18 protein-coding genes and 1 tRNA gene are annotated in these 20583 nt (G+C 70.8%); 11 read left to right on the plus strand and 8 right to left on the minus strand.

Annotation, left to right across the window (positions count from 1 at the left end; all coding sequences use genetic code 11):
- From BKI49_RS32840 to BKI49_RS32850, 3 genes are all read left to right on the plus strand, one after another.
- The coding region (locus BKI49_RS32840; protein WP_257005052.1) for a LysR substrate-binding domain-containing protein at positions 1-576 on the plus strand (576 nt) is incomplete at its 5' end.
- 131 nt (positions 577-707) lie between these two features.
- Positions 708-781 (plus strand) — tRNA-Pro (locus BKI49_RS32845).
- Positions 782-1224: 443 nt separating this feature from the next.
- Complete coding sequence (locus tag BKI49_RS32850) at positions 1225-3039, plus strand: ABC transporter ATP-binding protein (protein ID WP_095937947.1); 1815 nt, start codon at positions 1225-1227, stop codon at positions 3037-3039.
- A 191-nt stretch (positions 3040-3230) separates the two neighbouring features.
- Here the strand turns inward: BKI49_RS32850 and BKI49_RS32855 are convergent, their stop codons facing one another.
- Positions 3231-5126: an FAD-dependent oxidoreductase gene (locus BKI49_RS32855; protein WP_095937948.1), complete on the minus strand. Its 1896-nt coding sequence runs from the start codon at positions 5124-5126 to the stop codon at positions 3231-3233.
- Between the two features lie 235 nt (positions 5127-5361).
- On the opposite strand from BKI49_RS32855, the gene BKI49_RS32860 reads away from it, so the two are divergent.
- The 7 genes from BKI49_RS32860 (at position 5362) to BKI49_RS32890 (ending at position 10682) form a co-directional block, all read left to right on the plus strand.
- Positions 5362-6486 carry a SchA/CurD-like domain-containing protein gene (locus BKI49_RS32860; protein WP_095937949.1) on the plus strand — a complete coding sequence of 375 codons (1125 nt, stop codon included), beginning with the start codon at positions 5362-5364 and terminating at the stop codon, positions 6484-6486.
- 68 nt (positions 6487-6554) lie between these two features.
- Positions 6555-7037 carry a cupin domain-containing protein gene (locus tag BKI49_RS32865; RefSeq protein WP_095937950.1) on the plus strand — a complete coding sequence of 161 codons (483 nt, stop codon included), beginning with the start codon at positions 6555-6557 and terminating at the stop codon, positions 7035-7037.
- Positions 7034-8311, plus strand: coding sequence for a beta-ketoacyl-[acyl-carrier-protein] synthase family protein (locus BKI49_RS32870; protein ID WP_095937951.1), 1278 nt, complete (start codon positions 7034-7036; stop codon positions 8309-8311). The genes BKI49_RS32865 and BKI49_RS32870 overlap by 4 nt, the downstream gene beginning before the upstream one ends.
- Positions 8308-9555, plus strand: coding sequence for a ketosynthase chain-length factor (locus BKI49_RS32875; protein ID WP_095937952.1), 1248 nt, complete (start codon positions 8308-8310; stop codon positions 9553-9555). The genes BKI49_RS32870 and BKI49_RS32875 overlap by 4 nt, the downstream gene beginning before the upstream one ends.
- Before the next feature lie 25 nt (positions 9556-9580).
- On the plus strand, positions 9581-9838 hold the full coding sequence (locus tag BKI49_RS32880) for a phosphopantetheine-binding protein (RefSeq protein ID WP_095937953.1): 258 nt from the start codon (positions 9581-9583) through the stop codon (positions 9836-9838).
- 1 nt (position 9839) lies between these two features.
- Positions 9840-10319 (plus strand): SRPBCC family protein, encoded by a 480-nt coding sequence (locus tag BKI49_RS32885; RefSeq protein WP_095937954.1) that lies wholly within the window; start codon positions 9840-9842, stop codon positions 10317-10319.
- Positions 10320-10346: 27 nt separating this feature from the next.
- Complete coding sequence (locus BKI49_RS32890; RefSeq protein WP_095937955.1) at positions 10347-10682, plus strand: TcmI family type II polyketide cyclase; 336 nt, start codon at positions 10347-10349, stop codon at positions 10680-10682.
- A gap of 87 nt (positions 10683-10769) precedes the next feature.
- On the opposite strand, the gene BKI49_RS32895 is transcribed toward BKI49_RS32890, so the two are convergent.
- From BKI49_RS32895 to BKI49_RS32920, 6 genes are all read right to left on the minus strand, one after another.
- Entirely contained in the window at positions 10770-11798 is a 1029-nt protein-coding gene (locus tag BKI49_RS32895) for a methyltransferase (RefSeq protein ID WP_095937956.1), read from the minus strand.
- A 52-nt stretch (positions 11799-11850) separates the two neighbouring features.
- Positions 11851-12915: a right-handed parallel beta-helix repeat-containing protein gene (locus BKI49_RS32900; RefSeq protein WP_095937957.1), complete on the minus strand. Its 1065-nt coding sequence runs from the start codon at positions 12913-12915 to the stop codon at positions 11851-11853.
- A gap of 179 nt (positions 12916-13094) precedes the next feature.
- The gene (locus BKI49_RS32905) at positions 13095-13685 is read right to left on the minus strand and encodes a hypothetical protein (protein ID WP_143658543.1); all 591 of its coding nucleotides are present in this window, start codon (positions 13683-13685) and stop codon (positions 13095-13097) included.
- Positions 13686-13802: 117 nt separating this feature from the next.
- Positions 13803-14033 carry a DUF397 domain-containing protein gene (locus BKI49_RS32910; protein WP_095937959.1) on the minus strand — a complete coding sequence of 77 codons (231 nt, stop codon included), beginning with the start codon at positions 14031-14033 and terminating at the stop codon, positions 13803-13805.
- Positions 14030-14893, minus strand: coding sequence for a helix-turn-helix domain-containing protein (locus tag BKI49_RS32915; protein ID WP_095937960.1), 864 nt, complete (start codon positions 14891-14893; stop codon positions 14030-14032). The genes BKI49_RS32910 and BKI49_RS32915 overlap by 4 nt, the downstream gene beginning before the upstream one ends.
- 298 nt (positions 14894-15191) lie before the next feature.
- A complete protein-coding gene (locus BKI49_RS32920) occupies positions 15192-17411 on the minus strand; it encodes an NADP-dependent isocitrate dehydrogenase (RefSeq protein ID WP_095937961.1) in 2220 nt (739 codons plus the stop codon).
- Between the two features lie 322 nt (positions 17412-17733).
- Here BKI49_RS32920 and BKI49_RS32925 point away from each other — a divergent pair, with 322 nt between their 5' ends.
- Positions 17734-19290, plus strand: coding sequence for a M1 family metallopeptidase (locus tag BKI49_RS32925; protein ID WP_095937962.1), 1557 nt, complete (start codon positions 17734-17736; stop codon positions 19288-19290).
- 65 nt (positions 19291-19355) lie between these two features.
- On the opposite strand, the gene BKI49_RS32930 is transcribed toward BKI49_RS32925, so the two are convergent.
- Complete coding sequence (locus tag BKI49_RS32930; RefSeq protein WP_095937963.1) at positions 19356-20456, minus strand: mechanosensitive ion channel family protein; 1101 nt, start codon at positions 20454-20456, stop codon at positions 19356-19358.
- Positions 20457-20583 lie beyond the last annotated feature (127 nt).

The following is a 20583-nucleotide window of genomic DNA, read 5'->3' on the forward strand; positions in this document are numbered from 1 at the left end:
CTGCGCCGCAGCCACCCGGCGATCACGGTCACCACCCGGGAGGGCGCCACCCCCGTCCTGGTCCGGGCGCTGCGGGCCGGCACCCTGGACCTGGCGCTGCTCGCCTCCGCACCGCCGTTCCGCCCCTTCGACACGGAGACGCCCCCGCTGGTCCTGCGCACGCTCACCGAACGCAGTCTGCGGCTCGCGGTGCCCGTCAACCACCCGCTCGCCGCGAGCGACCACGTCGACGTCGCCGACCTGCGCGGACAGCGCTGGATCGCCGGCCCGTCCGCCGGTGAGGAGAAACTCATGGGCGTCTGGCCCGGCCTGGACGAACGCCCCGAGATCGCGCACACCGCCCGTGACTGGCTGGCCAAGCTGCACCTCGTCGCGGCCGGCTGCGGCCTGACCACCGTGCCCGCCGCACTGGCTCCGGCCGCCCCGCCCGGCGTCCGGATCGTGACGGTGCACGGGGGCCCAGAGGAGCGGCGCCGACTCGTCCTGGCCCGCCTCCCGCGCCCCCTGCCGGAACCGGCGGCACGCCTGGCCGACGCACTGCGGGCCGCGGCCGCCGACCTGCACGGCGGGGACTGACCGCCCCCCGCCCGCACGGTTCCGCGCCCCGGACCGGCGGAGGCGGCCGTCACGACGTGTGCACGGCCATCCACGCACGTGCGGTAGGGTTTACCTGCACGATCACCCGGGGCAGCCCGGGTGGGACGCATCGGGACGTGGCGCAGCTTGGTAGCGCACTTGACTGGGGGTCAAGGGGTCGCAGGTTCAAATCCTGTCGTCCCGACAGCATGAAGGGCCTTCGCGGGCGGAAGTCCGCGGGGGCCCTTCGCACGTCGTCATCCGGCCTGGCGTCGGCCTTGCCTCCGCACCGCCCGAACCCGTCGCGATCGCCCCGTCCGGCGCACTGCTGACGGCCGGACACACGGGACATCCACGGAGCTGCCCCGGTCCACCCGTGGACGCACCGGAGGGCGAGGTGCCGATGGCCGAGAAAAATGCTTGGCCCGGCCAGGTGCCCTCGCGGGAAAATGCGATGTCCGACCTGCCTGTACGCGCACATCGCCGTCCCCGAGAGCCTCGTGGGGGTCCGTCGACGTGCCCGCCGGTCGGAGGGCGCCCCGGCAGGGGCGCTCACCCGGACCGCAGTTCCGCACGGGCACTCCCCAGGCGACCGCAGCTCCGCGGGAGCTCCCGTGGCGGGCTGCCACACGACGACACAGGGTTGGGATGGGATCGCCTGAATCGCGCGAGGTCTCCCCGGGTAGGGGCTCGGTGCTCCTCGCCCTTCGCTACTACGGACGGGAGTTGGCCCGGCTCCGGCCGCTGACGCTCCCCGCCATGCTGCTGCCGGCGCTCGGCAACATCGGCATCAACTACGTGGCGCCGCTGGTCGTCGCGAAGCTCGTCGGCCGGATCGCCGACGACGCCGACACCGGCTTCGGCTCCACACTGCCCTACGTCCTCGGCTTCGCCGGAGTGCTGCTGCTCGCCGAGACGTTCTGGCGCATCGGACTGCACTGCCTGAACCGTCTCGCCGCCCACGGCGTCGAGCGGCTCTACGTGATCGGCATGGACGAGCTGTTCGCCAAGGACGCCGCGTTCTTCCACGACAACTTCGCCGGGGCGCTGACCAAGCGGGTCCTGAGCTTCGCCTCCCGCTTCGAGGAGTTCGTCGACACCATGACCTTCCAGGTGGTGGGCAGGTTCGTGCCCCTGCTGTTCGGGTCGGTCGTGCTCTGGCGCTACGAACCGCTGCTCGTCGTCGGGCTCCTGCTGATGATCGCGCTGACCGCTCTGTGCGCAGCGCCCCTCATCCGCCGCCGGCAGTCTCTCGTCGACCAGCGCGAGGAGGCGATCGCCCGGGTGTCCGGCCATGTCGCCGACAGCCTGATGAACATGGACACGGTCCGCGCCTTCGCGGCCGAGGAGCGCGAGGCCGCCGAGCACCGCTCCCGCGTCGCGACGTCACGGCGGCTCACCCTGCGGTCGTGGGACTACGGCAACCTGCGCATCGACACGTTCGTCGCGCCGATGTCCGTGCTGACCAATGCGCTGGGTCTGCTGCTCGCGGTCACGCTCAGCGGCAGCGGACAGGGCGTGGAGACCGTCGTCGTCGCCTTCACGTACTACACGAACGCGACGCGGATCATGTTCGAGTTCAACCAGATCTACCGCCGCCTGGAGAGCTCGATGACGGAGGCCGCGCAGTTCACCGCACTGCTGCTGACACCGCCCACCGTGCTCGACCCGGCGACGCCGGAACCGCTGACGTCCCGGGCCTCGGACGTCCGCTTCGAGAAGGTGACGTTCGCCCACGCGGGTGCGGAGCCGCTCTTCGCCGACCTCGACCTGGCCGTGCACAGCGGGGCGAAGATCGGCCTCGTCGGCCGCTCCGGCGGCGGGAAGACCACGCTCACCCGGCTGCTGCTGCGGATGACCGACATCGACGGCGGACGGATCCTGATCGGTGGTCAGGACATCAGCAGACTGCGCCAGGCCGACCTGCGGAGCCTGATCGCCTATGTGCCGCAGGACCCGGCGATGTTCCACCGCACGCTGCGGGACAACATCGTGTTCGCCCGCCCCGACGCCACCGACGCCGAGATGCGCCGCGCGGCCGAGGCGGCCCATGTGACGGAGTTCGCCGACGCGCTGCCGGACGGCTTCGACACGATGGTGGGTGAGCGCGGCGTCAAGCTGTCCGGGGGCCAGCGCCAGCGGGTCGCCCTCGCCAGGGCGATCCTGCGCGACGCCCCGATCCTGCTGCTCGACGAGGCGACCAGCGCACTGGACTCGGAGAGCGAGATCCTCGTGCAGGAGGCGCTGTGGCGGCTCATGGAGGGGCGGACCACGCTCGTGGTGGCGCACCGGCTGAGCACGGTCGCCGCGATGGACCGGCTCGTCGTCCTGGACCGGGGGCGGATCGTGGAGCAGGGCACCCACCAGGAGCTGCTCGCCTCCGAGGGCGCCTACGCGAAGCTCTGGCAGCACCAGTCGGGCGGCTTCCTCGACGACAGCCCGGCACGCGCCGACCTGCGCTGACCACGGGAGGCGGAGGCCGCACAAGCACGGCCGTACACGTGAGGCCGTACAAGCACGGCCGTACACGGGAGGCCGTACAAGCACGGCCGTACACGGGAGGCCGTACAAGCACGGCCGTACACGGGAGGCCGTGCCGGACTGCTCCGGCACGGCCTCCCGTTCCTTGTCACGCCGCAGGGCGTGACCGAGGGTCAGCGGCGGTCCAGGACCGCCGCGAGAACCTCACGCAGTGCCGTCGCGGGATCCGCCACCGCTCCTTCCGAGCGCCAGGCGACGAATCCGTCCGGACGGACCAGCACCGCACCGTCCGCGGTGACGCCATGGACCGCGGCCCAGTCGGCGTCGCCCTCCGGGATCAGCTCCGCGTCGCGGCCCGCGCCGACCCGGTACGACTCGAGCGGCACGGACATCCGCCGTGCGACCTCCTTCGCCGCGGCGTGCCAGTCGCAGGCGCCGCCCGCCGCGCTCAGCAGCACCGGCGTCCGCTCGTACAGGTCGAGGGTGGAGACCCTCGCACCGGAGCTGTCGAGCCACATGTGGGGCGCGCGGCTGCCGGGCTCGCCGTTCAGACGCATGCCCTCGGGCACGATCGGCAGCGCCGGGTCGGCACCGAGGACCGCGCCTCGCGGGTACCGGTAGGCCAGCGCCACGTTGAGGATCCCGCCACCGGGTCCACCGGGTCCACCGGGTCCACCGGGTCCGCCGGGTCCGCCGGGTCCGCCGGGTCCACCGGGTCCACCGGGTCCACCGGGACCGCCCGGTCCCCCCGGACCACGGCCGGCAGCCGCACCGGGGCCGCCGGGTCCGCCAGGCCCGCCAGGCCCGCCCGGTCGTCCCGGACCACGGCCGGCAGCCGCGCCAGGTCCGCCAGGTCCGCCCTGGCCGGAGGGCGCACCGGGACCACCCGGGCCCGCGGGGCCGCCGACTCCGGGCTCGGGCGTGTAGCCGGGGTGGCTGTGCTCGACCGAACGGGACGAGGCCCGCGCGCTCGTCGCCTGCGCGACCGGACGGCGTTCGGCGTCGTAGGACGTGAGCAGCTCGGGACCGGCCCAGCCGCCCAGTACCGCGGCCAGCTTCCAGGCCAGGTTGTGGGCGTCCTGGATACCGGTGTTCGAGCCGAAGGCGCCGGTCGGGGACATCTCGTGGGCCGAGTCGCCCGCGAGGAACACCCGCCCCTCCCCGTACCGTTCGGCGACCCGCTCGGCCGCGTGCCAGGCGGCCCTGCCGGTGATCTCCACATCGAGGTCCGGTACGCCCACGGCCCGCCTGATGTGGTCCGCGCACCGCTCGTCGGTGAACTCCTCCAGCGTCTCGCCGTGTTCGGGGTGCCAGGGAGCGTGGAAGACCCAGTGCTCCTTGTTGTCGACCGGAAGCAGAGCGCCGTCGGCGTTCTCGCTGGTCAGGTAGCACACGATGAAGCGCCGGTCGCCGACGAAGTCCGCGAGGCGGCGCGAGGTGAAGGTGACGCTCACGTTGTGGAACAGGTCACCCGGGCCGGTGTGCCCGATGCCCAGGCTCTCCCGGATCGGGCTGCGCGGACCGTCCGCGGCGACGAGATAGTCCGCGCGGATGGTCGTGTGCTCGCCCGACTCGCGGCTCTTCACCCGGGCGGTGACCCCGTCCGCGTCCTGCTCGAACGACATCAACTCCGTGGAGTAGCGCAGGTCTCCGCCCAGCTCCCGGGCACTGCGCAGCAACACCGGCTCGAGGTCGTTCTGGCTGCACAGGCACCACGCCGCGGGGCTGAAGCGGGCGAGGCCGCCACCCGGGTCGATCTGCTTGAACAGCCACTCACCGGCATCGCCCACCAGGCTCGGGGTCTGCATGATGCCGTGGTTCTCCGCCAGGATCGACGCGGCCTCCTCGATGCGCCGCTGCACCCCGGCCACCCGGAACAGCTCCATCGTGCGCACGTTGTTGCCGCGCCCGCGGGGATGGATCGACGTCCCCGAATGGCGCTCGACAAGGGTGTGCGGCACACCCAGACGCCCCAGGAACAACGAGGTGGACAGCCCCACAAGGGATCCGCCGACGATGAGGACGGGCGTGTGGTGACCGACCTCGCCGGCCTCTTCCAATCGGTTCATTGATCGCCTCCAGTGTCACCTGCGACACGAGTCAGGGATGGGGATGCAGGTTCCATGCCCTGTGCGGGCCCGTTCGCGCGGTCGGGGCACCCGGATGACACGCGGTTCACTCGTCCGCACCGTGGGGCTCGCGCACTTCGGGACTCCCACTAACGATCGGCTCATGGCGACCCCGGCCTTTCGGGTACGGCGGTCGTTCCTGACCAATCGTGAAAGAAGAGAAGAGGTGTGCCGGATGACCACTTCGGGACGCATATCGCAGTCGGCGTTCGACGGCTCCAGGCTTCGGGTGATCCTGCTGCTGGACCTGTACGAAGGTGCCCAGCAGCAATTCCTGGACGCGTACGAGCACATGCGCAACCAGGTCGCTTCGGTCCCCGGCCACATCAGCGACCAGCTCTGCCAGTCGATCGAGAACCCCTCGCAGTGGCTCATCACCAGTGAGTGGGAGAGCGCCCCGCCCTTCCTCGCCTGGGTGAACAGCGAGGAGCACGTCGAGACCGTACGGCCGATGCACAACTGCGTTCGGGACACCCGTTCGATGCGCTACAGCATTCTTCGGGAGACCAGCCCGAGCCAGCCGCACGAGGCGACGACGGGCAGGTCGGACATGCAGGTGGAGGCCCGCGTGGGTGACGGTGTGGCACGCCACGCCCTCACTTTCACCGTGAAGCCCGGTTCGGAGTCGAAGGTCGCCGAGATCCTCGCCGGATACCAGTCCCCCGAGGCACGGGTCGACGACACCACCCGGTTGCGCCGTACCTCTCTGTTCATGCACGGCAACCGTGTCGTGCGTGCCGTGGAGGTCGAGGGCGACCTGCTCGTGGCCCTGCGTCACGTGGCGCGGCAGCCGGAGGTACGGGCGGTCGAGGAGGCCATCAACCCGTACCTGGAGCAGGAGCGGGACCTGACCGACGACGACTCGGCGCGGGTCTTCTTCACCCGGGCGGCGCTCCCCGCGGTGCACCACGTGGTGTCCGGCGGGCCGGCCCCGGCCGATCTGCGGCGCCACGCGCTGTTCTACCCGGCCAAGCGGGGCTGCGGGATGGACCTCGCCCGGCTCCTCGCCCACCAGGACGAGGCGGCGGCGGACGACCCGAAGAGCCCCGTGTACGGCAGCACCGTGTTCCAGCGGGACGACATCGTCGTCCGTCTGATCGACGTCGTGGGCGACTTCGACGCCGACCCCGTCGCCTCCCTCGGCCTCAAGGGCCAGAAGAAGGCGGCGGAGCTGGAGCGACTCCTCGACGGTGCGGCCATCGGCGTCGAGGGCTCCCTGGAGACGGAACGCAACATCAACCGCCTCCTGTCGCACGCCGACATGCTGCCCATCACCGACCGCAGCTCGGCCGACTCCTGACGGACAAAGGCGGCCCCGCACCGGGGCCGCCCCACCCGTCCGTCACTGCAACACCGGAGGGAAGAACCATGATCAAGAAGCATCCACGCATCGTGGACCTGAGCGAGACAGAACCCAACACCAGGCGCGGCGGCGACATCCGGGCCATGCTCACGCCCGCCACCGCCGGCTCCACCAGCGGCTTCATGGGGCTGGCCATCATCCAGCCCGGTGAGCGCATCGGCGAGCACTACCACCCGTACTCCGAGGAGTTCGTGTACGTCGTCAACGGCAAGCTGGAGGTGGACCTGGACGACGAGGCGTTCGCGCTGCAGCCCGAGCAGGGCCTCCTGATCCCGATCAACATGCGGCACCGCTTCCGCAACGTCGGCGACACCGAAGCCCGCATGGTCTTCCACCTGGGCCCGCTCGCTCCCCGTCCGAGCCTCGGCCACGTCGACACGGAAGAGACCGACGACGCCGTGTCCGGCCGCGCGATGGCCACCGCCGGAGCGGACCTGTCCGCGCCAGACAACGGACGGCCGTCCGAGCGAAGTGGGGCCATAAAGTGACCCGGCGGGTGGCCGTCACCGGTATCGGTGTGGTCGCTCCGGGCGGCACCGGAGCGACGGCGTTCTGGGACCTCCTCGCCAACGGCCGCACCGCGACCCGCGGCATCACGCTGTTCGATCCGGCGGGTCTGCGCTCGCGCATAGCCGCCGAATGCGACTTCGACCCGCTCGAGCAGGGCTTCGACCCCGACCTGCGAGACCACGCCGACCGGTACATACAGTTCGCCGTGGTCGCCGCCCGGGAAGCCGTACGCGACTCCGGACTCGACACCGGCCAGGAGAACCCCTGGCGCGTAGGCGTCTCACTGGGCAGCGCCGTCGGCGGCACCACCCGCCTGGAACACGACTACGTGCTGGTCAGCGAGCGGGGCCGACGGTGGGACGTGGACCACCGCACGGCCGAGCCGCAGCTGCACAAGGCGTTCTCGCCCAGCACGCTCGCCTCCGTCGTGGCCGAGCAGTTCGGTGCCCAGGGGCCCGTCCAGACCGTCTCCACCGGATGCACGTCCGGACTCGACGCGGTCGGCTACGCCTTCCACACCATCGAGGAGGGCCGTGCGGACGTCTGCATAGCCGGCGCGTCCGACTCCCCGATATCCCCGATCACCATGGCCTGCTTCGACGCCATCAAGGCGACGTCGCCGAACAACGACGACCCGGAGCACGCCTCCCGGCCCTTCGACGCGCACCGCAACGGCTTCGTCATGGGTGAGGGCGGCGCCGTCCTCGTCCTGGAGGAGTACGGGCACGCCCGTGCCCGCGGCGCGCACATCTACTGCGAGATAAGCGGCTACGCCACCTACGGCAACGCCTACCACATGACCGGTCTGACCAGCGAGGGACTGGAGATGGCCCGGGCGATCGACACCACGCTCGACCAGGCCCGTCTCGACCCCACCCTGATCGACTACGTCAACGCGCACGGTTCCGGCACCCGGCAGAACGACCGGCACGAGACCGCGGCGGTCAAGCGGTCCCTGGGTGCCCACGCCTACGACACGCCCATGAGCTCCATCAAATCCATGGTGGGGCACTCGCTCGGCGCGATCGGCGCGATCGAGGTGGTCGCCTGCGTCCTGGCACTGAAGAACCAGGTGGTGCCGCCGACGGCGAACTACGAGACCCCCGACCCCGAGTGCGATCTGGACTACGTGCCGCGCAACGCACGTCCGCGGAAGCTGAACAACGTGCTCTCCGTGGGCAGCGGATTCGGCGGCTTCCAGTCCGCGGTGCTCCTGACCGGGCCGGGCGGGAGGAGCGGGAGGACAAGATGAGCACTGAGCGCCCCCGGGGTGCGGCCATCACCGGCATCGGTGTGATCGCGCCCAACGGCCTGAGCGCCGAAGCCTACTGGAAGTCCGTCAGGGAAGGGCTCGGCGTGATCGACCGGATCACCCGTGAGGGATGCGGGCACCTTCCGCTCCGCGTCGCGGGCGAGGTCCGGACGTTCGACGCCGCGGCCCTCATCGAGGAGCGGTTCCTCGTCCAGACCGACCGGTTCAGCCACTTCGCGATGGCCGCGGCCGCCCTCGCCCTCGAGGACGCCGGGCTCGGTAAGGGAGACACCGCGGAGCCCTACTCGATCGGCGTGGTCACCGCGGCCGGGTCCGGCGGCGGCGAGTTCGGTCAGCGGGAACTCCAGAAGCTGTGGGGACAGGGCTCCCGCTTCGTCGGCCCGTACCAGTCCATCGCCTGGTTCTACGCCGCGAGCACCGGCCAGATCTCCATCCGCAGCGGCTTCAAGGGTCCCTGCGGTGTGGTCGCCAGCGACGAGGCCGGCGGCCTGGACTCCATCGCACTCGCGGCCCGCGTCGTGAGGCGCGGCACGGACGCGGTGGTCGTCGGAGCCGCGGAGGCGCCCCTCGCCCCCTACTCGATGGTCTGCCAGCTCGGCTACCCCGAGCTCAGCACCGTGGAGGACCCCGAGCGGGCCTACCGGCCCTTCACCTCGGATGCCTGCGGTTTCGTACCCGCGGAGGGCGGCGCCATCCTCGTCGTGGAGGACGAGGAGCACGCCCGCGAGCGCGGCACGCCCGTCCGGGCCACCGTGGCGGGACACGGCGCCACCTTCACCGGCGCCTCCCGCTGGGACAAGTCCCGCGAGGGACTCGCGCAGGCGATCCGGGTCGCCCTCGACGAAGCGGGCTGCGCGCCGGAGGAGATCGACGTCGTCTTCGCCGACGCCTTCGGCGTACCCGAGGCGGACCGTGCCGAGGCGCTGGCCATCGCCGACGCGCTGGGCGCGCACGGTACCCGCGTGCCCGTCACGGCCCCCAAGACCGGGATCGGGCGCAGCTACTGCGCGGCACCCGTCCTGGACACGGCGGCGGCGGTGCTCGCCATGGAACACGGTCAGGTACCGCCCACCCCGAACGTGTTCGACATCTGCCACGACCTCGACCTGGTGACCTCCAAGGCTCGCCCCGCCGAGCTGCACACGGCCCTGGTCCTCTCCCGGGGACTCATGGGCTCCAACGCGGCGCTGGTCGTGCGCCGCGGCGGCGACTCCGCCCGGTAGGACCGGGCGGGAAGGGAGAACAGACATGATCATCGAAGTGACTGTCGGCGAACTGGCCACGCTGATGAAGAAGGCGGCCGGTGTCACCGTCGACCCCATGGAGCTCGCGAAGTCGTCCGACTCGCCGTTCGGCACCCTCGGACTCGACTCGCTCGGCCTGCTGGGCATCGTCGGCGAACTGGAGAACCAGTACAGCCGGCCGCTGCCCGTCGACGCGGAGCGCTGCAGGACGCCGCGTGAGTTCCTCGACCTTGTGAACACCACCCTCAAGACTGGAGCCTGAAGTGGCCGGACACACCGAGAACAGCATCACCATCGACGCCCCTCTCGACCTGGTCTGGGACATGACCAACGACATCGAGAACTGGCCCCGCCTGTTCAGCGAGTACGCGTCCGTCGACGTCCTCTCCCGCGAGGGCGACTCGACGACCTTCCGTCTGACCATGCACCCGGACGAGAACGGCACGGTCTGGAGCTGGGTGTCGGAGCGCACCGTGGACCGCGCCGACCGGACGGTGCGGGCGCGGCGCGTCGAGACGGGCCCCTTCGCCCACATGAACATCCGGTGGGAGTACAAGGAGACCGCCGACGGCGTCCACATGCACTGGGTGCAGGACTTCGCGATGAAGCCCGACGCTCCGGTCGACGACGACTGGATGACGGACAACATCAACCGCAACTCCGTCACGCAGATGGCTCTCATCCGCGACAAGATCGAAAAGGCGGCGCGCGAACGTCAGAGCGCGCCCGCCATGCCCCGCTGACCACAGGACGAGGAAGGACGACCCCTGATGCACCACGCCCTGATCGTCGCCCGCATGGCGCCCGGCTCGGCGCCCGCGATCGCCGACGTGTTCGCCGCCTCCGACCGCGGTGAGCTCCCGCACCTGATCGGCGTCGACCGGCGCAGCCTCTTCCAGTTCGGTGATGTGTACCTGCACCTCATCGAGTCGGAGCAGGACCCCGCGCCGGCCATCGCGAAGGTGGCCGGGCACCCCGAGTTCCGCAGCATCAGCGAGCAGCTGTCGGCGTACGTCAGCGCGTACGACCCGCAGACATGGCGCAGCCCCAAGGACGCCATGGCGCAGTGCTTCTACCGCTGGGAGCGGGAGCCCGCCTCCACCTGACCCGACGCAGCGACAGACCCGAGGCCGCCGGCTCCGCGACGAAGCGGAACCGGCGGCCTCGGGTCTACCGGGATCGACCGGGGAGGATCAGGCGGGGGTGGTGCACTCGAAGGCGTGCAGATACGGGTTGACCGGGCGGATCTCACCGATGACCAGGCCGGCGTCCGTCAGCCTGTCGACCATGCTCTGCCGGGTGTGCTTCGCGCCGCCCACGTTGAGCAGCAGCAGCAGGTCCATGGCCGTGGTGAACCCCATCGACGGGGTGTCGTCCACGAGGTTCTCGATGACGACGACACGGGCACCGGGCCGGGCCGCCTTCCGGACGTTCGCCAGCGCCCTGCGGGTGCTGTTGTCGTCCCACTCCAGGATGTTCTTGATGATGTAGACGTCCGCCTGGACCGGGATGTCCTTGCGGCAGTCGCCGGCCACGATGCGCACCCGGTTGGCGAGCGGGCCTCCGTCGCGCAGGCGCGGGTCGGCGTTCTCCACCACCCCGGGCAGGTCGAGCAGCGTGCCGTGCATCGAGGGGTGCTTCTCCAGCAGGCTGGCCACGACCTGGCCCTGGCCGCCGCCGATGTCCGCGACCGAGGACACGCCGCTCAGGTCGAGCAGGGCGGCGACGTCGCGTGCCGACTGCTCGCTGGACGTCGTCATGGCCCGGTTGAACACGTGCGCCGACTCGGGGGCGTCGTTGTTGAGGTAGTCGAAGAACTCCTTGCCGTACACGTCCTCGAAGACGTTGTGGCCGGAGCGGACCGCCTCGTCGAGCTTCGGCCAGACGTTCCACGTCCAGGGCTCGGTGCACCACAGGGCGATGTACCGCAGGCTCTGCGGGTCGTCCTCGCGCAGCAGCCGGGACATCTCCGTGTGGACGAAGGTGCCGTCGGGGCGCTCCGCGAAGACACCCTGGCAGGTCAGGGCGCGCAGCAGCCGGCGCAGCGTGTTGGGCTGCGTCTTCACCGCCGCCGCCAGGTCCTCCACGCTCATGGGCTTGTCGTCGAGGGCGTCGGCCACGCCCAGGCGGGCCGCGGCCCGGACGGCGGCGGCGCGGGCCGCACCGAAAACGAGCTCCCTGAACCGCATGGACGGTGGGGGAGCCTGCTCAACCGTGGTCATCCATTGCCTCGCTTCTGCTGTCGTGCTCTGTGGGGGGTGAGGGAGGGGCCGGTCAGCACATGCCGGCGGGCTGGGAGACAGCGCACCGGTTGCCGCGGAAGGAGTTGCCCTTGCCGGTGTCCCGGTTGGCCAGGTCGGCGGCGCCGTTGCGCAGCACGACGTTGTCGCGGATCACGTTGTTCTGGTTCTGCGCGCCGACGAAGCTCTTGAAGAGGACGATGCCGCCGGACAGCGGGGAGTTGCCCACGTTGTCCTCGACCCTGTTCCTCGTCACGCGCGCGTCCTCGGCGCCGGTCAGGACGATGCCCGAACCCTGGAGGTAGGGCAGGCGGGGGGTCTTGGCGCAGTACTTGTTGTTGGCGTGGATGTAGTTGTGGTCGACGCTCAGGGCTCCGACGCGCGGCTTGTTCTCGTCGCCGACGACGAACACCGCGGTGCAGTTGCCCGTGGCCTCGTTGTGGTCGACGCTCAGGTTGCGCAGCCGTCGCACCGTGACACCGATCCGGTTCCCGGAGGCCAGGTTGTGGCTGATCACCGTGCCCTTGGTGTCCCGGGCGCCCTCTTCGGTGTCGACGGTGTTGGACACGAACAGTCCGGCGTCGCCGTTGTTCCTGACGGTGTTGTGGCGGAACACCCCGCGCACGGACCGCTCCTGGGCGATGCCCCACTGGCCGTTCTTCTCGGAGATCACGTCCCGGACGGTCAGGCGGTCGGTGCCGGACGCCCACAGGCCCTGCTTGGCGAAGCCGCTGAGGGTCAGTGACCTGACGGTGACCCCGGTGACGGGGTTGCGCTCGGTGCCCGTCACGCAGATGCCGTTGCCGGCCTTGGCGCACGTGCTGCTCTTGTCGGCCGCCTTCGGCACGATGACGGTGGACCGGGCGTCGGAACCGCGCAGCGTCAGGTTCGACACCGTGACGCTGACGCTCTCGTGGTAGGTGCCGGGGGAGAGGAGGACGGTGTCCCCCGGCCGGGCGGAGTTCACGGCCTTCTGGATCGACTCGCCGGGGCTGACCCGGTGCACCGTCAGGTGGTCGGCGGACGGGGCGGCGGCGCCCAGCCCCGATGCCACGACGGCCGCGGCGCAGGCGAGGTAGGCCATCTGTCGTTTGGTCATAGGCCGAAGCTATGAGGGGGTGTTCCGGCCCGCCACCGCTGATCCCCCAGGCGGGCAGCGCTTGTCGCCCTTCCGCGCGGGCGGTTCGGCCGTACGCGTGTCCGCCGCCCGTCGACCGTGCCTTTCCCCGTGTCAGGGGGCCGCCGTGCCGGGCGGCTTCGGCCGTCCCCGCGGCGCGGTCACGGCCTGACGAGGGGGAGCTGGCGCGGCACGCGCCGGGCGGGCGGCACGGGTAACTGCTCGACCCGGACGTCGAGCAGCGAGTGCCGGCAGTGGTACGAGGGGACGGTGTCGACGAGCAGCAGATACGTGATCGTCGTGCCGCTGCCGATCCGCCCGGGGCCGATGCTCAGCTCCGAGCCGAGCACCGAGACCGGCGGGGGCTGCGCCGCGCTCGGCTCCGACTCCGCGGCGACCATTTCGAGGTACGGCACGGCGAGGTCCACACGGAAGGGCTGCCCCCGGTCGAACGCGCTGCTCGGGATGTCGCGCCGGCCGGGATTGGTGAGCACCAGCCGCACCAGGTGCGGGTCGGTCAGCAGGGTGCCGTTGCGGCGGATCTCCAGACGGCCGCCGACGAGCTGGTTGACCAGCGGGTCGTGGCCCGTCGTGTACGTCAGGCGCCGCCTGGGGTGGGAGGCGCGCAGCGCGGCCCAGATCGCGCCGCCTCCCATGAGGACGGCCACGGCGACTCCGGCCGCGGTCCAGAAGGTCTCCGCGGTGTAGAAGGCGCCGGACGCGACGGGCGCGAGGGTTCGAACGTGGTACACGGGCAGCCCGACGCGCCGAGGGGCCGGCCGCGCGTCGTACTCCATTCGTACGTGCGGCAACGTTCCGGTACTTCCCTCACCGCCCCGGCCCGCCGACGGTCCCCTGCTGACGAAGGATCAGGGACGGCCCCCGTCGTCGTGGCCCGCCGCGTCCAGGAACGCGGTCCATTCGGCCGGGGCGAAGACGAGCGCGGGACCGCCGGTGTCCTTGGAGTCCCGTACGGCGACGAGGCCCTCGACGAAGGCGACCTCGACGCACGCGCCGTTCCCGGAACTGCGACGGCTCCTGCGCCACGCGGCGCCGCTCAGGTCGATCTGCCGGCCCGTCCGTCCGTCGTGCCTGCTCATGTGCTGTACATCTCCCTTGCGATCTTCTCCAGGGTGGCGGGGGTCTCCTGCGGATCTGGGGCCGCGGCCCGCACCAGGTCGAAGGTCTGGATGAAGGTGCGGACGTCGCGCTCCTTCTCCAGGTACACGTTTCCTGCGATCGAGTTGACGTAGACGACGGTGGGCGTGCGGGGCTCGAACTCCAGCAGGGAGAAGGTCCCGGCGAGCGCCGCGTGGGCGCCCTTCGCCGTCGGCATGACCTGGATGGTCACGTTCGGCAGGGCCGTCGTCTCGGCCAGGTGGGCGAGCTGGGCCGCCATGACGTCCCGGCCGCCGACCGGGCGGCGCAGCGCGCTCTCCTCCAGCACGACCCACAGCTCCAGCGGTTCGGGCTCCCGGGTGAGCAGCGCCTGGCGCTCCTTGCGGAAGCGCACCAGCTGGTCCACCTCGTACGGCTCGTTGGGCCGGGCGGCGGCGATCACGGCGCGGGCGTAGTCCTCGGTCTGGAGCAGACCGTGGACGAACGTGGGTTCGTACGAGCGCAGGGCGCGCGCGTCGGACTCCAGGCCCGCGTAGGTGGCCATGCCCGAGGGCAGCACCTCCCCGTAGTGCGCCCACCAGCCCTGCTGCTGGGCGTCCTTGTGGATCTGCATGACCGTCTCGGTCTGCGCGGGGTCGGTGACGCCGTACCACTGGAGCAGGTCCCGGACGTCGCGTGCCTTGATGGGCGCCTGTCCCGTCTCCACGCGGCTGATCTTGGACATGGAGCATTCCAGGTGCGCCGCGACGTCCTCGATCTTCTTGCCCGCGTGCTCACGCAGTCTGCGCAGCTCGGACCCGAGCTGACGGCGTCGTACGGTCGGTCCACCGGCTGTGGCCATCGTCCCTCCCCACACCGGACGTGCTGGCGTCTTGCTCGACGCAAGTGTGCCCGCCCGCCAACTCCCCTGTCATCCCTTTCAGTTGGTTCGAGACATTTGGCTGACGCACTTGCGTGGAGGAAGTCGCCCGGTCGCGCCGAGGCGTGCGCCCCCGACAGTACGAAACCGCCCCGGCCGGAGGGTCCGGCCGGGGCGGCGCGTCACGGACGAGGTCCGCGGAGGTGTCACGGTCACGGGCCGCACAGGGCCCGTGCGCGGCGCACGGTCACGGACCGGGGCCCGTGACCGAGCGCGTGGATCAGGCGAGGGTCGCCAGCGTCTCGTTCCAGGTCGCCGACGGGCGCATGACCGCCGCGGCCTTGGCGGGGTCGGGCTGGTAGTAGCCGCCGATCTCGGCCGGGGAGCCCTGGGCCGCGATCAGCTCGTCGACGATGGCCTGCTGCTGCGCGGTGAGCGTCTCGGCGAGCGGGCCGAACGCCTTCGCGAGGTCCGCGTCGTCGCTCTGCGCGGCCAGCTCCTGCGCCCAGTACAGGGACAGGAAGAAGTGGCTGCCGCGGTTGTCGATGCCGCCGACGCGACGGGTCGGGGACTTGTCCTCGTTGAGGAAGGTCGCCGTGGCGCGGTCGAGGGTGTCGGCGAGGACCTGGGCGCGAGCGTTGCCCGTGGTCGTCGCGAGGTGCTCGAAGCTGGACGCCAGCGCGAGGAACTCGCCGAGGCTGTCCCAGCGCAGGTAGTTCTCCTTGACCAGCTGCTGCACGTGCTTCGGGGCGGAGCCGCCGGCACCGGTCTCGAACAGGCCGCCGCCCGCCATCAGCGGGACGATCGACAGCATCTTGGCGCTGGTGCCCAGCTCCAGGATCGGGAACAGGTCGGTCAGGTAGTCGCGCAGCACGTTGCCGGTGACGGAGATGGTGTTCTCCCCGCGGCGGATGCGCTCCACGGACAGCTTCGTCGCCTCGACGGGGGACAGGATGCGGATGTCCAGGCCCTCGGTGTCGTGCTCCGGCAGGTACTGCTTGACCTTCTCGATGAGCACGGCGTCGTGCGCGCGGCTCTCGTCGAGCCAGAACACCGCCGGGTCGCCGGTGGCGCGGGCGCGGGTGACGGCCAGCTTCACCCAGTCCTTGATCGGGGCGTCCTTGGTCTGGCAGGACCGGAAGATGTCGCCCGCGGAGACCGTCTGCTCCAGCACGACGTTGCCGGCCTCGTCGACCAGGCGGACCGTGCCCGTGGTGGGGATCTCGAAGGTCTTGTCGTGGCTGCCGTACTCCTCGGCCTTCTGCGCCATCAGACCGACGTTCGGGACGGTGCCCATGGTCGACGGGTCGAAGGCGCCGTTGGCGCGGCAGTCGTCGATGACGACCTGGTAGACACCCGCGTAGCTGCTGTCCGGCAGGACCGCGAGGGTGTCGTGCTCCTGGCCGTCCGGACCCCACATGTGGCCCGAGGTGCGGATCATGGCCGGCATGGAGGCGTCGACGATGACGTCCGACGGGACGTGCAGGTTGGTGATGCCCTTGTCGGAGTCGACCATCGCCAGCTCCGGGCCCTCGGCGAGCTCGGCGTCGAAGGAGGCCTTGATCTCGGCGCCCTCGGGCAGGGACTCCAGGCCCTTGAAGATGCCGCCGAGACCGTCGTTCGGGGTCAGGCCGGCGGAGGCCAGCGTCCGGCCGTACTTCGCGAACGTCTTCGGGAAGAAGGCGCGCACCACGTGGCCGAAGACGATGGGGTCGGAGACCTTCATCATCGTGGCCTTGAGGTGCACGGAGAAGAGCACGCCCTCGGCCTTGGCGCGGGCGATCTGAGCGGTGAGGAACTCGCGCAGCGGCGCGACGTGCATCACGGACGCGTCGACGACCTCGCCGGCGCGGACCGGTACGGACTCGCGCAGCACGGTGGTGGAGCCGTCGTCGCCGGCCAGCTCGATGCGGAGCGTGCCCGCCTCGGAGATCACCGTGGACTTCTCCGTCGAGCGGAAGTCGTCGACGCCCATGGTGGCGACGTTCGTCTTCGACTCGGGGGTCCACTTGCCCATGCGGTGCGGGTGGGTCTTGGCGTAGTTCTTGACCGACGCGGGGGCGCGGCGGTCGGAGTTGCCCTCGCGCAGGACCGGGTTCACGGCGCTGCCCTTGACCTTGTCGTAACGGGCGCGGATGTCGCGCTCCTCGTCCGACTTCGGGTCGTCCGGGTAGTCCGGAAGCGCGTAGCCCTGCCCCTGGAGCTCGGCGACCGCGGCCTTGAGCTGCGGGATGGACGCCGAGATGTTCGGCAGCTTGATGATGTTCGCCTCGGGCGTCTTGGCGAGCTCACCGAGCTCCGACAGGGCGTCCGCGATGCGCTGGCCCTCCGAGAGGAACTCGGGGAAGAGGGCGATGATGCGCCCGGCCAGCGAGATGTCGCGGGTCTCCACAGCGACGCCGGCCTGCGAGGCGTACGCCTGGACCACCGGCAGGAACGAATACGTCGCCAGGGCCGGGGCCTCGTCAGTGTGCGTATAGATGATGGTCGAGTCAGTCACCGGGTGCTCCGCTCCACGTCTGCAACATTGCTCGACATCAAGATATCTCGTGAGCGACCCCGGTTCGACAGGGGTCCGCTCCGGTACGCCGCGCGGCGTACCCGGCCACAGGCCGCCGGCCGCGGAAGGCGACCGAGCGTGACGGCCGAGACACCGGTGACAGCAGTAACCACATGTGAACAGAGAAGTGAACAGAGAAAAGGCGTGCCGCAGGCAACCGCACTCTCCTCTCACGCGTACTGCAAGTGGATCGATCAGCACAGTCGATCACCACATCCGACGGCCCGGCGCCAGACCCGGGCCGTCCGAACGAAAGCGGACCATGAGATATCGCACCAGAGTGACGGCCCCGGCCGCGGCCCTGATAGGCACGGCCGCCGCGCTCGCCACGGGGCCCGGGGCCCACGCACGGACCTCGGCCTTACGGGGTGACGGCGCGGGAGCCCCGGGCGCGGAGACCCTCGGCGACCCCGTCTTCCCGGCACTCGGTAACGACGGCTACCGGGTGGCGGCCTACCACCTCGACCTCGCGTACGAGGCGACCACCCGCCTCGTGGACGCCACCGCGACCCTCACGCTGCACACCACCCAGGTCCTGACCCGCTTCTCGCTCGACGCCCTCGGCCTGGACATCCGCGCCGTACGCGTCGGCGGCGTGCCCGCCGTCTTCGAGCAGGTGGAGGAGAAGCTGCGCGTCACACCCGCCCGGACCCTGCCGGACCGGGCCCGGGTCACCGTCTGCGTCGAGTACACGGCCGACCCGGCCAAGCCGCTCGCGCACACCGCGTGGGTCCCGACGCCCGACGGGTTCGCCGTGTGCCCGCAGCCGAACTCCGCGCACACCGTCTTCCCGTGCAACGACCACCCCACGGACAAGGCGTCCTTCACCTTCCGCGTCACCGTGCCCGGCACACTGCGCGGAGTCGCGAGCGGCACCCTGGTGCGCACGGAGAGCCTCGACGGCGACCGGACCGCGTACACCTACCGCTCCCGCTCCCCGATCGCCACCGAACTCGTCCAGATCACGGTCGGCGACTACACCGTCACCTCACGGCAGGGGCCGAACGGCCTGGCGCTGCGCGACGTGGTGCCGACCGCCCGGGCCGCCGCGCTCGAACCCGCGCTCGCCCTGACCCCCGGCCTGCTGGAATGGCTGGAACAGCGGCTCGGCGCGTACCCCTTCGAGACGTACGGCCTGTTGCCGTGCAACTCGGACGACCCGAACGCCTTCGACTTCACCGGCCTGGAGACGCAGACGCTGACGCTCTACAAGCCGAACTTCCTGCTCCAGGAGGAGAAGAAGATCGGCTCGCACATGATGCACGAGCTGGTCCACTCCTGGTTCGGGAACAGCGTCAGCCCCGCCACCTGGGCCGACCTGTGGCTCAACGAGGGCCACGCCGACTTCTACGGACTGCTCTACCGCTACGAGCGCGGCTGGCCCGACTCGCTCGGCCTGACCACCATGGAAGCCCGCATGAAGGACACCTACGCCAGGGGCGACCAGTGGCGGCAGAGCTCCGGGCCGGTCGCCGCGCCGAACGCCGCGAACCTCTTCGACAGCCAGCGCTACCTGGGCGGCGTGCTGGTCCTGTACGCGCTGCGCGAGGCCGTCGGCGAGGACGTCTTCAACCGCATCGAACGCACCTTCCTGGAGCGCCACCGCAACTCCGCGGCGACCACCCAGGACTACATGGCGGTCGCCTCCGAGGTCTCCGGACAGGACCAGACCGGCTTCCTCGGTGACTGGCTGTACGGCACCAGGACGCCGCGCATGCCGAACCATCCCGACTGGACGGTCACCCCGGTGACTCCCGGCTTCGTCGCTCCCCGCAACCGTGGGAACGGCCATTACCACGACGCGTCCGCCACGCTCTGAGCGGACGGGAGCCGGGCGGACGCGTGCCGCCCGGCTCCGTGCCGTGCCGGGGCCCTACGTCGTGGCTACGGCAGCGTCGTGGCCTCGCGCTGGTGGGGGATGCCCGCCTCGGGGATGCCGGCCTCGGGGACGGCCGGTCCACCGGGCTGCAGAGCCACCGTGCGCGCGGGCGCCGGAATGCGGATGCCCTCCTCCCGGTAGCGCTTGTGCAGGCGCTTGATGAACTCGTGCTTGATCCGGTACTGGTCGCTGAACTCGCCCACCCCGAGGATCACCGTGAAGCCGATCCGGGAGTCGCCGAAGGTGTGGAAGCGCACGGCGGGTTCGTGGTCCGGCACGGCACCGGTGATCTCGGTCATCACTTCCGTCACCACCTCGCTGGTCACCCGCTCCACGTGCTCCAGGTCGCTGTCGTAACCGACGCCGACCTGGACCGTCAGCGTCATCTGCTGTTCGGGCCGGGTGAAGTTGGTCATGTTGGTGCCGGAGAGCTGGGCGTTGGGGATGATGACCAGGTTGTTGGAGAGCTGACGGACCGTGGTGTTGCGCCAGTTGATGTCGACCACGTAGCCCTCCTCACCGCTGCTGAGGCGGATGTAGTCGCCGGGCTGGATCGTCTTCGACGCCAGGATGTGCACACCGGCGAAGAGGTTGGCGAGGGTGTCCTGGAGGGCGAGGGCCACCGCGAGACCGCCCACGCCCAACGCCGTGAGCAGCGGGGCTATCGAGATGCCCAGCGTCTGGAGGACGACGAGGAAGCCCATCGCCAGCACCAGCACCCTGGTGATGTTGACGAAGATGGTCGCGGACGCGGCGACGCCCGACCGGGACTGCGCCACGGCCCGGACGAGTCCGGTGATCACCCGCGCCGCGGTGACCGTCGAGACAAGGATGAGCAGCACGGTCAGGGACCGGTTGACGTTGCGTCCGACGACCGAGGTCAGCGGCAGCACCGCGGCGGCCGACGCTACACCGCCGGCGAACGCCGCCCAGGGCACCAGGGTGCGCAGCGCGTCGACGATGACGTCGTCGCCGCTCCACCGGGTGCGCTCGGCGTGCTTGCCCAGCCAGCGCAGCAGTACTCGCAGAAGGAACGCCGCCAGCAGGCCGGCGGCGACGGCTATGCCCGCGACCATCAGGTCGTCCAGGGTGAGGGCGCGTTTCACCGGTGACCTCCCTCGTGTCCGGGACCGGGGAGAGGGCCCGCGGGCCGAATGCGCTGTGTCGTCACTTGCCACCTGCTCGAATCCGGGAATGCACGATCACGCCCGGACCGGTGTCGGCCGTCCGGGG

Origin of the sequence: Streptomyces sp. Tue6028 (assembly GCF_002300165.1) — a bacterium.
In the GTDB taxonomy this organism is placed as follows: domain Bacteria; phylum Actinomycetota; class Actinomycetes; order Streptomycetales; family Streptomycetaceae; genus Streptomyces; species Streptomyces siamensis.

Coding starts and splice junctions, on each gene's coding strand:
- BKI49_RS32850 (WP_095937947.1), top strand. CDS start 1,225: ATGGGATCGCCTGAATCGCGCGAGGTCTCCCCGGGTAGGGGCTCGGTG.
- BKI49_RS32855 (WP_095937948.1), bottom strand. CDS start 5,126: ATGAACCGATTGGAAGAGGCCGGCGAGGTCGGTCACCACACGCCCGTC.
- BKI49_RS32860 (WP_095937949.1), top strand. CDS start 5,362: ATGACCACTTCGGGACGCATATCGCAGTCGGCGTTCGACGGCTCCAGG.
- BKI49_RS32865 (WP_095937950.1), top strand. CDS start 6,555: ATGATCAAGAAGCATCCACGCATCGTGGACCTGAGCGAGACAGAACCC.
- BKI49_RS32875 (WP_095937952.1), top strand. CDS start 8,308: ATGAGCACTGAGCGCCCCCGGGGTGCGGCCATCACCGGCATCGGTGTG.
- BKI49_RS32880 (WP_095937953.1), top strand. CDS start 9,581: ATGATCATCGAAGTGACTGTCGGCGAACTGGCCACGCTGATGAAGAAG.
- BKI49_RS32890 (WP_095937955.1), top strand. CDS start 10,347: ATGCACCACGCCCTGATCGTCGCCCGCATGGCGCCCGGCTCGGCGCCC.
- BKI49_RS32895 (WP_095937956.1), bottom strand. CDS start 11,798: ATGACCACGGTTGAGCAGGCTCCCCCACCGTCCATGCGGTTCAGGGAG.
- BKI49_RS32900 (WP_095937957.1), bottom strand. CDS start 12,915: ATGACCAAACGACAGATGGCCTACCTCGCCTGCGCCGCGGCCGTCGTG.
- BKI49_RS32910 (WP_095937959.1), bottom strand. CDS start 14,033: ATGAGCAGGCACGACGGACGGACGGGCCGGCAGATCGACCTGAGCGGC.
- BKI49_RS32915 (WP_095937960.1), bottom strand. CDS start 14,893: ATGGCCACAGCCGGTGGACCGACCGTACGACGCCGTCAGCTCGGGTCC.
- BKI49_RS32925 (WP_095937962.1), top strand. CDS start 17,734: ATGAGATATCGCACCAGAGTGACGGCCCCGGCCGCGGCCCTGATAGGC.